The sequence below is a fragment of the Streptomyces sp. NPDC056231 genome, assembly GCF_048270745.1.
Lineage (GTDB): Bacteria > Actinomycetota > Actinomycetes > Streptomycetales > Streptomycetaceae > Streptomyces.
Map to the genome: position 1 here is coordinate 134,173 of NZ_JBLVKW010000003.1, position 12,879 is coordinate 147,051.

At 70.7% G+C, this 12,879-nt stretch carries 11 protein-coding genes; 6 read left to right on the plus strand and 5 right to left on the minus strand.

Annotated features, from left to right (window positions below; genetic code table 11):
* Window positions 1-12 precede the first annotated feature (12 nt).
* The 3 genes from ACNPQM_RS04340 to ACNPQM_RS04350 all read left to right on the plus strand — a co-directional run bounded on the left by ACNPQM_RS04340 (window position 13) and on the right by ACNPQM_RS04350 (window position 3,958).
* Window positions 13-2,508, plus strand: coding sequence for an MFS transporter (locus tag ACNPQM_RS04340; RefSeq protein WP_418082907.1), 2,496 nt, complete (start codon window positions 13-15; stop codon window positions 2,506-2,508).
* A gap of 154 nt (window positions 2,509-2,662) precedes the next feature.
* A complete protein-coding gene (locus ACNPQM_RS04345) occupies window positions 2,663-3,478 on the plus strand; it encodes a YceI family protein (protein WP_418082908.1) in 816 nt (271 codons plus the stop codon).
* Window positions 3,479-3,487: 9 nt separating this feature from the next.
* A complete protein-coding gene (locus ACNPQM_RS04350) occupies window positions 3,488-3,958 on the plus strand; it encodes a PPOX class F420-dependent oxidoreductase (protein WP_358856540.1) in 471 nt (156 codons plus the stop codon).
* 121 nt (window positions 3,959-4,079) lie between these two features.
* Here ACNPQM_RS04350 and ACNPQM_RS04355 read toward each other — a convergent pair whose 3' ends face one another.
* Both ACNPQM_RS04355 and ACNPQM_RS04360 read right to left on the minus strand, forming a co-directional pair.
* Entirely contained in the window at window positions 4,080-4,838 is a 759-nt protein-coding gene (locus ACNPQM_RS04355; RefSeq protein ID WP_358856541.1) for a TetR/AcrR family transcriptional regulator, read from the minus strand.
* A gap of 107 nt (window positions 4,839-4,945) precedes the next feature.
* Window positions 4,946-6,469, minus strand: coding sequence for an MFS transporter (locus ACNPQM_RS04360; RefSeq protein WP_358856542.1), 1,524 nt, complete (start codon window positions 6,467-6,469; stop codon window positions 4,946-4,948).
* A 149-nt stretch (window positions 6,470-6,618) separates the two neighbouring features.
* On the opposite strand from ACNPQM_RS04360, the gene ACNPQM_RS04365 reads away from it, so the two are divergent.
* Entirely contained in the window at window positions 6,619-7,461 is an 843-nt protein-coding gene (locus ACNPQM_RS04365; protein WP_418082909.1) for an endonuclease/exonuclease/phosphatase family protein, read from the plus strand.
* Window positions 7,462-7,490: 29 nt separating this feature from the next.
* Here ACNPQM_RS04365 and ACNPQM_RS04370 read toward each other — a convergent pair whose 3' ends face one another.
* The 3 genes from ACNPQM_RS04370 to ACNPQM_RS04380 all read right to left on the minus strand — a co-directional run bounded on the left by ACNPQM_RS04370 (window position 7,491) and on the right by ACNPQM_RS04380 (window position 10,136).
* Window positions 7,491-8,228, minus strand: a complete 738-nt coding sequence (locus ACNPQM_RS04370) for a response regulator transcription factor (protein WP_358856544.1) — start codon at window positions 8,226-8,228, stop codon at window positions 7,491-7,493.
* 83 nt (window positions 8,229-8,311) lie between these two features.
* Window positions 8,312-9,190 (minus strand): amidohydrolase family protein, encoded by an 879-nt coding sequence (locus tag ACNPQM_RS04375; protein ID WP_418082910.1) that lies wholly within the window; start codon window positions 9,188-9,190, stop codon window positions 8,312-8,314.
* A 40-nt stretch (window positions 9,191-9,230) separates the two neighbouring features.
* Window positions 9,231-10,136 carry a DUF2797 domain-containing protein gene (locus ACNPQM_RS04380; RefSeq protein WP_418082911.1) on the minus strand — a complete coding sequence of 302 codons (906 nt, stop codon included), beginning with the start codon at window positions 10,134-10,136 and terminating at the stop codon, window positions 9,231-9,233.
* A 218-nt stretch (window positions 10,137-10,354) separates the two neighbouring features.
* Here ACNPQM_RS04380 and sigJ point away from each other — a divergent pair, with 218 nt between their 5' ends.
* Together sigJ and ACNPQM_RS04390 are read left to right on the plus strand one after the other, a co-directional pair.
* Window positions 10,355-11,299: an RNA polymerase sigma factor SigJ gene (sigJ, locus tag ACNPQM_RS04385; protein WP_418082912.1), complete on the plus strand. Its 945-nt coding sequence runs from the start codon at window positions 10,355-10,357 to the stop codon at window positions 11,297-11,299.
* A 93-nt stretch (window positions 11,300-11,392) separates the two neighbouring features.
* Window positions 11,393-12,589: an NAD(P)/FAD-dependent oxidoreductase gene (locus tag ACNPQM_RS04390; RefSeq protein ID WP_418082913.1), complete on the plus strand. Its 1,197-nt coding sequence runs from the start codon at window positions 11,393-11,395 to the stop codon at window positions 12,587-12,589.
* The last annotated feature ends 290 nt before the right edge of the window (window positions 12,590-12,879 follow it).

A 12,879-nucleotide genomic window follows, 5' to 3' on the forward strand; every position in this document is an offset into this window, starting at 1 on the left:
CAAAGGAACTCAATGGCTACGACCACACCAACCGGTGTGCGGGGCGGCCACGCCAAGCACGGAGGAAGCTCTTCCTCCGACGGCGCGCCGATGACACACCGGCAGATCATGGAAGCACTGGCCGGGCTGATGCTCGGCATGTTTGTCGCGATCCTGTCGTCGACCGTCGTCTCCAACGCTCTCCCCGAGATCATCTCGGACCTCGGTGGCGGCCAGTCCGCGTACACCTGGGTCGTCACGGCCTCGCTGCTCGCGATGACCGCCACCACTCCTCTGTGGGGCAAGCTCTCCGACCTGTTCAGCAAGAAGCTGCTGGTCCAGATAGCGCTCGTCATCTATGTCCTGGGCTCGGTCGTCGCGGGTCTGTCGACCAGCAGCGGCATGCTCATCGCCTGCCGTGTCGTCCAGGGCATCGGCGTCGGTGGTCTCTCCGCCCTCGCCCAGATCGTGATGGCCGCAATGATCGCCCCGCGCGAGCGCGGTCGCTACAGCGGATACATCGGTGCGGTGTTCGCCGTCGCCACCGTCGGTGGTCCGCTGCTCGGCGGAGTCATCACCGACACCAGCTGGATGGGCTGGCGCTGGTGCTTCTATGTCGGTGTGCCGTTCGCCGTCATCGCGCTGATCGTGCTCCAGAAGACCCTGAAGCTCCCGGTCGTCAAGCGTGAGGTCAAGGTCGACTGGACCGGCGCGTTCTTCATCAGCGCCGCCGTCTCGCTGCTGCTGCTCTGGGTGACCTTCGCGGGCGACAAGTACGACTGGCTGTCCTGGCAGACCGGCGTGATGCTCGCGGGTTCCCTGATCCTCGCCCTGCTCTTCGTCTACACCGAGTCCCGGGCCAGCGAGCCGATCATCCCACTGCGCCTCTTCCGCAACCGCACCATCGCGCTGGCCTCGCTGGCCTCGCTGTTCGTCGGTATCGCGATGTTCGCGGGCACGGTCTTCTTCAGTCAGTACTTCCAGCTGGCGCGGGGCAAGTCGCCGACGATGTCCGGCGTCATGACGATCCCGATGATCGCGGGTCTGTTCATCTCCTCGACGGTCTCCGGCCAGATCATCACGAAGACCGGCCGCTGGAAGGCATGGCTGGTCAGCGGCGGCTTCCTGGTCACCGCCGGGCTCGGGCTGCTGGGCACCCTCCGGTACGACACGGAGTACTGGCACATCGCCGCCTTCATGGCCGTGATGGGTCTCGGCATCGGCATGATGATGCAGAACCTGGTGCTCGCCACGCAGAACCAGGTCGCTCCGTCCGACCTCGGCTCGGCCAGCTCCGTCGTCACCTTCTTCCGTTCCCTCGGTGGTGCGATCGGCGTCTCGGCGCTGGGCGCCGTCATGGCGAACCGCGTCACCCACTACGTCAAGGAAGGCCTCGCGGACCTCGGTCCGAAGGGCGCGGCCCTGGGCCACGGCGGCACCGGCGGCGGGGGCATCCCCAACCTGGACGAGCTGCCCGCGCCATTCCGCACGGTCGTGGAGAGCGCCTACGGGCACGGTGTCGGCGACGTCTTCCTGTACGCCGCTCCGGCCGCGCTGATCGCCTTCCTCATCACGCTCTTCATCAAGGAGGTCGCGCTGAAGACGAACGCGGCGAACAACGCCCCGGCGGAGGCCGAGGCTGCCGCCGAGGTTCCCGCCGCGGTGCTCGCCGAGGTCCCGTCCGGTGCAGCCGCGCTGGTCTCCGAGAGTGCGGCCGGGGTCACCTCGGTCGACACGCTCGAAGCTCCGGCGGCAGCCGTGCAGGGCACCCCGGTGAGTGGTGTGGTGCGGGGCACCGAGGGCGCACCCGTCGCCCGGGCCGCGGTCACACTGATCTCACTGGGTGGCCGGCAGCTGGGGCGCTCCGTCGCCCAGGCCGACGGCAGCTACCGTCTGGACGCGCCGGGCGCCGGCAGCTACGTCCTGATCGCCTCCGCCGACGGCTTCCAGCCGCAGGCGTCCACTGTGGTCGTCGGCGACCAGCAGCTGTCGTACGACATCCTGCTCGCCGGTACGAGCGGCCTGGCCGGGACCGTGCGGGCCGCCGAGAGCGGTGATCCGGTCGTCGGCGCCATGGTCATCGTGACCGATGTACGCGGCGATGTGCTGGCCACCGGCACGTCCGCCGGGACCGGCGAGTTCACCTTCGCCGAGCTGGTGCCCGGCGCGGTGACCGTCGCGGTGAACGCCATCGGCTTCCGTCCGCTGGCGCTGCCGGTGGAGATCGGTGGCCAGGGTGTCACCCGGGTCGACGCCGTACTGCAGTCCGGTGCGCTGGTCCAGGGTGTCGTGCGGGCCGGTTCGGCCCGGCGGCCGCTGCCGGACGCCCGCGTCACTCTGGTCGACGCGGCGGGCAATGTGGTCGCCACCTCGACGACCGGGGAGGACGGGGCGTACGCCTTCGCCGACCTGGACGCGGGCGAGTACTCGGTCATCGCGACCGGCTACCCGCCGGTGGCCGGCGCACTGACCGTGGCCGGTCGCGGGGTCGACGGCCACGACATCGAGCTCGCCCACCCCGGCGAGTGATCGCGTAACACAGACCCTGGCGGACAGCGCTTCGAGCGGAGAGGCTGCCGCCGGTGGAAAAGGGCCCCGGTGGTGGGTACGGCAGGCAGGGGACGGCCTGCCGTACCCGCCCCGGGGCCGACTCATTGAGTCATGGAGCAAGGAGAGAAACGGGATGGGACTTCGCGCACAGGTACGGACGCGGGACGGCTGGGCTGTCCAGCACGCGGTCGTGACGGTGACCGACATGACTGGCACCCAGGTGCTGCGAGCCGACGCCGACGAGGACGGGGCGGTACGGACCGACGCCCCGCTCCCGGCCGGCGCGTACACGGTGATCGTGACCGCGGTCGGGTACGCTCCCGCCGCGTCGACCGCCCTCGTCACGGCGAGCGGACGGGTCGAGGCCGGCACAGTGGTGCTGGCCCGCCAGGGCGGCGTGGAACTGCCGCCGCCGGGCGCCTGGTCGCTGGACCCGGCGCACTGCTCGGTGGGCGCGGTCGCGCAGCACCTGGGGATCTCCAGCGTGCGCGGCCGGTTCACCGAGTTCGGCGGCCGGATCGAGATCGCGGAGGAGGTCCACCGCTCCCGCGTGGACGCCGTGATCAGCGCGGCCAGTATCGACACGGGCAACGGCATGCGCGACAAGCACCTGCGCTCGCCGGACTTCCTCGACGTGGACCGGTTCCCGGAGATCACGTACCGCTCGGACGGGCTCACCCCGGCCGGCCCCGACCGCTGGACCGTGCACGGCCTGCTGACGATGCGCGGCGTCGAGCGCCCGGTCGACCTGGACCTGAGCTACCTCGGCACCGGCCCCGACCCGTGGGGCGGGATGCGCGCGGCATTCAGCGCAACGGCGGAGCTGCGCCGCGACGATTTCGCCATGAACTACAACCAGGTGGTGCAGGCGGGCATCTCGGCGATCGGCACGACGCTGCGGGTGGAGCTGGACATCCAGGCGGTGCAGGGCGAGACCCTGCCGTCGTAGTCTGCGGACATGGCCCCCAACATCGCGACCAACACCGCCGTGGAACTCGATGATCTGCTGGCGTTCGTACGGCCCCGGCACCGGGCGATCCTGCTGACCACCCGGGCCGACGGCCGCCCTCAGGGATCCCCGCTGACGTGCGGCGTCGACAACGCCGGCCGGGTCGTCGTCTCGACCTACCCCGAGCGCGCGAAGACCCGGAACGCGAAGCGGGACGAGCGCGTGAGCGTGATCGTCCTGTCGGACGACTGGAACGGGCCGTGGGTGCAGATCGACGGGACGGCCGAGGTGATCGACGCGCCCGACTCGGTCGAACCGCTCGTCGAGTACTTCCGGAACATCTCGGGAGAGCACCCGGACTGGGACGAGTACCGGGCGGCGATGGTGAAGCAGGGCAAGTCGATCATCCGGATCACCCCGGAGCGGTGGGGGCCCATTGCCACGGGCGGTTTCCCCGCCCGCCTGGCGCCCGGCAGCTGACGGCTGTTCCGGGATGAGTGCTCTTCTGGCGGGCCCGGGGGTGCGGTCTTGCCCGCTGGGGGTGTCGTGAAGGCCGCCCCGGCCGGGGGGCGGGGTGCAGACGGGGCTTTCGGAACACGCCCTAGCGGTCCCGCATCGCCTCGATCCCCGCGATCAGCAGGTCCAGGGCGAAGGTGAAGTCCCGCTCGCGCATCTCCTCGACCGTGTCGCCGCCCCGGGCGTCCATCAGATCCTGCACCGACTCGACGATCCGGCTGAGCTGCGGCTGGGACCGGATCGCGCCGGTCGCCTGCTGGAAGAACTCGTCCTGGCTGAGCCCCGCCTCCGCGGAACGCTGCACGATATGGCCCTCGATCGTGCCGAATCCGTACACGAACTGAAAGACCGCGGAGAGAGCGCCGGTCTGCTGGTGCAGCGGCAGCCCGGTCGCCCGGATCACGTCCTGAACGGCGTACGAGAACAGCATCGAGTGCGGGCCGATGTTGAGGAAATGTCCGGCGAGCGGCGACACCCAGACGTGCCGGACCAGGAGCTCCCGGTAGGTGGTGGCCAGTTCGCGGAGCCGGTCGTGCCAGTGCGCCTCCTCCCGGGGCGGCGCGATCTCGCTGTAGACCGAGTCGAGGGCCAGCTCCAGCAGGTCGTCCTTGGTGTCGACGTACCAGTAGAGGGACATCGCGGTGACGTCCAGCTCGGCGGCGAGCCGGCGCATGGAGAACTTGGCGAGACCCTCGGCGTCCAGCAGCCGGACCGTCGCCGCGGTGATCCTGTCTCGGTCGAGGCCGGCCGGCTGGTCCGATTTACGGGTGCGCGACGGTGGCCGCTGGTCCAGCCACACACTGGTCCTGGCAGGGTTCTTCACACGGTCGGCCGCGGACACCATGGCGCACTCTCCTCGTCTTGCCGGCGGGACGAACGGGATGACCGAACCGGATCCGTGCCCCGTGCGCACGAACCGGATTCGTACAGTCCGGTACGCCCCGCCTGATGCTATGCCGCTGCCGCGGCCGAGTCTGCCTGAACAGATTCTGCCCGCTCCGCCCGGCGGAGGAGCACGGCAGCCAGCAGCCCGCCCGCCAGCACCGCCACCGCCCCGACCAGCTGGCTGGTCTCCAGTCCCGAGGCGAAGGCGTCGGTGATCCGCTGCCGCTCGCCGCCGTCGGTCGCCGCGGCGAGCGCCGCGGGAAGCGAGGCGGCCCCGACGGCCGCCGGTACGAGCGCCGCGAACCGCGAGTTCAGCACCGCGCCGAGGACCGCGACCCCCAGACCGTTCCCGAACTCGGCGAGCGTGCCGTTCACGCCCGCGCCCACCCCCGCCTTCGCCGGCGGGATGGCGCTCATGATCGCGTTGGCCATGGCCGGCATGGCGAGTGCGATGCCCGCGCCCATGACGACCAGGCCGAGCAGCATGCCGCCGTAGCCGTTGCCGCCCAGCAGAGCGATCGCGGCGAGACCCGCGGCCAGCAGGCTCATCCCGGCGGCGATCGTGGCAGGCGTGCCCAGCTTGGGCACCAGCCTCGCGCCCAGGCCCGTGAGGTTGAGCGCGACGACGCTCAGCGCCAGCGGAGCCGTACGCAGACCCGCCTCCAGCGGCTCGTATCCGAGGACGAACTGGAGCTGCTGGGTGAGGAGGAAGAGCGAGCCACCCATCCCGAAGGCGACCAGGATCGCGCCCGCGACCGCCCCGACGAACTTCTGGTTCCGGAAGAAGTGCATGTCCAGCATCGGGTACGGAATGTGCAGCTCCCACAGCACGAATCCGGTGAGGACCGAGACCCCGATGAACGCGGTCAGCAGCACCTGGCCCGAGGTCCAGCCGTGCTCCGGGCCGGAGATGATCGCGTACACGACGGAGGCCATGCCGATGGTGGACAGCAGCGCGCCGAGCAGGTCGGGGCGCTCGCCGCGCGGGTTCTTGGATTCCGGGACGAGACGGATCACCGCGGCCAGGCCGATGACGGCGACCGGGATGTTGATCAGGAAGATCGCACCCCACCAGAAGTGGTCGAGCATCACTCCGCCGATCAGCGGTCCCACGGCGAAGCCGAGCGAGCTGACGGTCGACCAGACGCCGATCGCCTTGACCCGTTCGGTGTCGTCGAAGATCTGGACGACGACAGCAAGGGTCGTGGTCATCAGCAGCGCACCGCCGATGCCCATGCCGGCGCGGGCGGCGATCAACTGCACGGAGGTCTGGGCCAGTCCGGCCACCAGCGAGCCGATGCCGAACAGGGCGAGACCGGTGACCAGCATCTTCTTGCGGCCGTAGCGGTCGGCGGAACTGCCGGCCGTGAGCAGCAGACCCGACTGGACCAGCGAGTAGGCGTTGATCATCCACTGCACGTCGGCGGTGGACGCGTCCAGCTCCCGGGTGAGGGAGGGGATCGCGACGTTGAGGACGGTGTTGTCGAGCAGCACGGTGAGCTGGGCGAGGCAGATGACGCCGAGGATCAGCCAGCGTTGCGGGTGGCTCGGTGGCGAGAGGTGGTTCTGCTCGGCGGCGGTCGCCGTCATGCGGGCTCCTTGAGCTCCTGAAGTTGCTTTACGGTGTATAAGAGAAGCGTCGTACACCGTAAAGCACCTCCCATACGGCGTACAAGCGACTTTCGCACGGTACCGTGCTCGACGCCGATCAACAGGGAACCGACTAGGGCTGAAGTGGCATGTCACTGCGTCGTCGTACGGTGGAAGTCCTGATTGCCGCGGGCTTGTTGGGGACGGCCGCCGCCCCGCCCGCCGGAGCTGCCGGGCAGGGGAATCCGGTGCCTCTGCGCGTCGCCACGTACAACATCCATGCCGGCTCGGGCATGGACAACGTCTTCGATCTGGACCGGCAGGCGACGGAACTCCGCTCGCTCGACGCCGATGTGATCGGGCTTCAGGAAGTAGACGTCCACTGGGGCACGCGCAGCGAGTGGCGCGACGTCGCGGGCGAGCTGGCAAAACGGCTGGACATGCAGGTGTCGTTCGCCCCGATCTACAGCCTCGATCCGGAGACTCCCGGTGCGTCCCGGCGCGAGTTCGGGGTCGCGGTGCTGTCGAAGTACCGGATCGTCAGCGCCGAGAACCACGAGATCACCCGGCTCTCCACCCAGGTCCCCCACCCCGTGCCGGAGCCCGCGCCCGGCTTCGGTGAAGTGGTCGTACGGGTGAAGGGGATGCCCGTGCATGTGTATGTGACGCACCTCGACTACCGCGGCGACCCGTCCGTACGGATCGCACAGGTCGCCGACACCCGGCGGATCATGGCGGAGGACGAGGGGCGGAAGGTGCTCCTCGGCGACTTCAACGCGGAACCGGGCGCCCCGGAGCTGGCCCCGCTGTGGGAGGACCTGACCGATGCCGACCCGAATGCGCCGACCTTCCCCGCACTGGACCCGGTGAAACGGATCGACTTCGTGGCGGTGTCGAAGGACGGTGTGCGGGTACGCGACGCGGCGGTGGCCGAGACACTTGCCTCGGACCACCGCCCGGTCATCGCGGATCTGCTGCTGCTCCGGCGCTGAGGGACTGCGAAGTCAGCCGGTCGACCGGGTCATTCACCGGGCTTGATCAGATATCCCGCCCCGCGCCGGGTGTGGATCATCGGCGTCCGTCCGGCGTCGATCTTCTTGCGCAGATACGAGATGTACAGCTCGACGACGTTCGCCTGCCCGCCGAAGTCGTAGTTCCACACGCGGTCGAGGATCTGCGCCTTGCTCAGCACCCTTCGCGGATTGCGCATCAGGAAGCGCAGCAGCTCGAACTCGGTCGCGGTGAGGTGGATCGACGTCGTGCCCCGGCTCACCTCGTGGCTGTCCTCGTCGAGCACCAGGTCGCCCACGACGAGCGTCGACTCGCTCCGTACCGCTGCCGTCCCGGACCGCCGGATCAGCCCGCGCAGCCGCGCCACGACCTCCTCCAGGCTGAACGGCTTCGTCACATAGTCGTCGCCGCCCGCCGTGAGCCCGGCGATCCGGTCCTCCACCGAGTCGCGCGCGGTCAGGAACAGCACAGGGACCTCGGAGAGCTCCCGGCGCAGCCGGCCGAGGACCGAGAGCCCGCCCGTGTCGGGCAGCATCACATCGAGAATCACGGCGTCGGGCCGGAAATCGCGCGCCGTCCGGACGGCATCCGCACCGTCCCCGGCACTGCGCACCTCCCAGCCTTCGTAGCGCAGGGCCATGGAGAGCAGCTCGGCAAGCGGGGCCTCGTCGTCCACGACGAGCACACGGACGGGACTGCGGTCCGGCCTCAGCAGTTCGGTACGCCCCTGGGGCGAGGTCGTCGTCATGCCTCGACGGTGCGGCACGCCTCTGAGAGGGTCCTTTCCCGATTCTGTGAATTCCCTGAGAAAGCGGAGATGCCCGGGAGCGCTCAGCCCCGGCCGAACAACGCGTGCGCGTTCCCGTAACAGACCGCGCGCAACCAGTCGTCCCCCAACTCCAGCCGCTCCAGCGCGTGCAGCTGATGCACGTACGGATACGGAATGTTCGGGAAGTCCGTCCCCAGCAGGATCCGGTCCCCGAGAGCGGCGAGCCGCCCCCGCTCCGCCACGGGGAACGGCGTGAACCCCTCCGAGAAGTCCGTGAACGCCATCGTCGTGTCGAGCCGCACCTCGGGGTAGGTCTCCGCCAGCGCCAGGAACTCCGTGTACTCGGGCATCCCCAGGTGCGCCACCACCAGCCGCAGCCGCGGATGCCGGGCGAGCAGCCGGCCGACCGGCTCCGGCCCGGTGTACGCGCCGGGCGCGGGCCCGGACCCGCAGTGCATCACCACCGGGATCCCGGCGTCGGCGAGCAGCCCCCACACGGGCTCCAGCAGCGGATCGTTGGCGTCGTACGCCCCGACCTGGAGGTGCGACTTGAAGACGCGCGCCCCCGCCTCGACCGCCTCGCGGACATAACGCTCCACGCCCTCCTCGGGAAAGAGGGTCGCCGTGTGCAGGCAGTCGGGCACCCGGCGCGCGAAGTCGGCCGCCCAGCCGTTCAGCCAGGCCGCCATCCCCGCCTTGTGCGGGTAGAGCATCGAGGTGAACCGCCGCACCCCGAAGGACCGGAGCAGCGCGAGCCGTTCGTCCTCGTCGTGCCGGTAGGTGATCGGCCATTCCATGCCGGTCAGCGGTCCGGCGGAGTCGAAGTACGCCCACACCTTGCGGAGCACCTGCTCCGGCATGAAGTGCGTGTGGATGTCGATCAGCCCCGGCAGCCCGAGGCGCTCCCAGAACCGCACCACGTCATTGTTCCCGCCACTCATCGCGCACTCCTCACCCGGCCCGCCCGGAGCACCGACGATCTCAGAACAGCCCGTCCTGCACGCCGCCGCCCCCGATGTCGACCACCGGCACGGTCACCCCCGACCGCGCATCGGCCCCCACCAGCTCCCAGCCGGTCATCAGCCGGGTGTCCAGCACGACCACCCCGTCCGCGGTCGCCAGATGCAGATCGGGCCCGGCGGCCGCGACCAGCCGCCCGCCGACCACCCCGCCGTCCACCAGCTCGGTCACCGCCCGCCCCACCTCGACCGGCCCGTCCAGTCCGAACACCCCTGTGTGATCGACGGGATCGAACGGCAGCCGCTCCAGCGACTGCGGCCATCCCGCCCCCGCCTCCAGCGCCGCCGCCCGCCCGTACAGCTCCTCGACCTCCGCGACCCGCTCGGCGGCACCCGGCAGCACGGCCCGCACGGCGCGCTTGCGTGCGTACGGGATCCGGTCCGGTACCCCCAGCGCCGCCCGGAGCAGCTCCTCGGTCCGCCGCGCCGCCATCAACGGGCCGCGCCCCAGCCAGCTGAAGGCCACGGCCCCCTGCTCCCGCAGCCTCGCCGCACCCCGCTCCTCCGCGGTGATGCCGACCTTCACCATCCCGGGCCCGAACCAGGCGAGATAGACGCGGTACGTCCGAGGGTCGTCGGCGATCGTGTCGGCGGCCACCGAATGCGCCCGGTCCAGCCGCGCACACTCCGGGCACCGCGCCCCCGTACTCCGCCCGGACACCAGGGCGCCCAGCGGACACATGTTCCCCCGCGCCCCCACACAGTGCCGCTCACCCGCTGCCCGGAACCCGAGCGCCTTCCCGTACGCGAGGACACTCACCCGCGTCGAACCGGCCCCGCCCACCGCCCGGCCCTTCGCCCCGCCCTTCTGCCACGCCAGGACCGGCCCTTCTGGGGGCCATCGCAACCCAGTGCAGTGCCAGCTCATGCGTGCGATCGTAACGAGGCTCCGCAATGGAGCGGGGGTCTCCGTCAACCGGCCGCGCGGGGAAGGGCGACCGGCACACGCGAGGGCCCTGGAGACACGGGCAACGCGATCCACCGAGCCCGGGAAGCCGAACAGCACCGGTCGAGTGGCGCAGGGACGCAGCCCAGGGTCCGTGCGCGCCCTCCAGGAATTACGGGACAGCCCCTATGATCCGGGCCATGGCTCTGACCATGAACGACATGGACCGGTTCGAGGCCTCCATGCCCCGCCTGGAGGCCATCGCCTACCGCCTCCTCGGCTCCGCGAGCGATGCCGAGGACGCCGTCCAGGAAACGTTCCTGCGCTGGCAGGCCGCCGACATCGACCGCATCGAGGTCCCCGAGGCCTGGCTGACGAAGGTCCTCACCAACCTGTGCCTCAACCAGCTCACCTCGGCCCGCGCCCGGCGCGAGACCTATGTGGGCCAATGGCTGCCCGAGCCGCTGCTCGCCGGGGACCCGATGCTCGGCCCGGCCGACACCGCCGAGCAACGCGAATCCGTCTCGTACGCGGTCCTCGCCCTCATGGAGCGCCTCTCCCCCAACGAGCGGGTGGTGTACGTGCTGCGGGAGGCCTTCGACTACCCGCACCGGCAGATCGCGGAGATCCTCGACATCACCGAGGCCGCCAGCCAGCAGATCTTCCACCGCGCCAAGAAGCACGTCGCGGACGGCAAGGCCCGCACCGAGATCGACGAGGCCGCCGCCCGCCGGATCGTCGAGGAGTTCCTCGCGGCCGCCACCAGCGGCCGTACCGAGCCGCTCGTGCGGCTGCTCACCGAGGACGCCATCGCGATCGGCGACGGCGGCGGGAAGGTCCCGGCCCGCGCCAAGGCGTTCGAGGGCGCCCTCGCGGTCGCCACATTCATGCGGGGCCTGTTCAAGCCCGGCACGGCCAAGCGCGCCATCGTCGGCGGCTCCCCCGAGATCCACGCCACGACCGCCAACGGCGCCCCCGCCCTCGTGGCTGTCCTCGACGGCCGGGTCATCGGCGTCATGTGCCTGGAGGTCACCGCCGAGGGCATCGCCGCGTTCCGCAACCAGGTCAACCCCGACAAGCTCGAACGCGCGACCCAGCGGTGGGCGGCCGCCGACCACGGGGAACCCCTGCTCAAAGCCTTCTGACCGCGATGTGAGGTGCTTCACATCGCGTTCCTGTCAGGAAACAGCGGGCTGCCCGGTTCAGGTGGCGAACCCGCGCGAGACAGGAGCAGGGAAATGCAGCACCGAATCATCGTCCTCGGCGCCGGATACACCGGAGCCATCGCTGCCGGTCGCCTCGCCAAGCGGCTGCGCCGCGAGGACGTCGCCATCACTCTCGTCAACGCCGAGCCCGACTTCGTCGAGCGCGTCCGGATGCACCAGCTGGCGGTCGGCCAGAACCTCAAGCCCCGGCCCTTCAGCGAGATGTTCGCGGGCACCGGCGTCGAACTGAAGCTCGCGAAGGTCACCGGTGTCGACGTCGGCCGCAAGACTGTCGCCGTCATCGACGCGAACGGAGCCGAGGAGCTCGAGTACGACAGCCTCGTGTACGCCCTCGGCAGCGGCTGGAACACCCAAGGCGTCCCCGGCACCGCCGAGCACGCCCACGAGATCACCAGCCGCCCCGGAGCGCTCCGGCTGCGCAAGCGCCTGGCCGGCCTGGACGCCGGGCAGCCCGTGGTCGTCGTCGGCGGCGGCCTCACCGGCCTGGAGGCCGCGACCGAGATCGCCGAGGCCCGCCCGGACCTCGATATCGCCCTCGCGGCCCGCGGCGGGCTCGGCGACTGGCTCGCGCCCAAAGGCCGCCGGCACCTGCGGAAGGTCTTCGACAAGCTGGGCATCACCGTGCACGAGCACACCGCCGTCACCGGCGTGGAGGCCGACCGCGTCACCACCGCCGACGGCACGTCCGTCCCGGCCGCGGTCACCGTGTGGACCACCGGCTTCGCGGTCCACCCGATCGCGAAGGCCACCGCTCTGGAGGTCACCGGCACAGGCCAGATCGTGGTCGACGGGACCATGCGCTCGGTCTCGCACCCGGACGTCTACGCCATCGGCGACGCGGCCATGGCCATGGGCCCGGGCGACAAGCCGCTGCGAATGTCGTGCGCCTCGGGCACCCCCACCGCGTGGCAGGCCGCCGACGCCATCGCGGCACGCCTGACCGGTGGGAAGCTCCCGAACGCGCCGCTCCGCTACTTCAACCAGTGCATCTCACTGGGCCGCAGGGAAGGCGTGATCCAGTACGTCACCGCCGACGACCGCGCCGTCCCCGCGGCCCTGACCGGACGGCTCGCCGCCGTCTACAAGGAGCTGGTCTGCAAGGGCGCGGCCTGGGGCGTCGCCAACCCGACGCTCGGGATGCCGACCCGGCGCCGCCGCGTCGTGCAGGAGCGGGCCCGGACGGGCCCGGCCATCAAGGCGTCGGCCTGACCCGGCCGTGCTTCTGCGAGCCTCGGACGACAACTCGGGCCCCGGACCGGTGGGTGAAGCCGCGCAGGCCGGCCGCCACCGCCATGTGGCCTCAGGCACGGCGAGGGGTCACTGCGGATTCCGGCTCGCCGAGTCGAACTGGGCGCTCGCCCTGGCCTCCTGGCCTCAGCGCCCTCTGGCTCCACGGCCCGTCAAACACTGCCGTCATCGTCCAGGGTCGGGTGCATGTCGGATGTGGCGAGGACGATGTCGCGGATCTGGTTGGGCAGGATCCGCCAGTTCTTGAACAG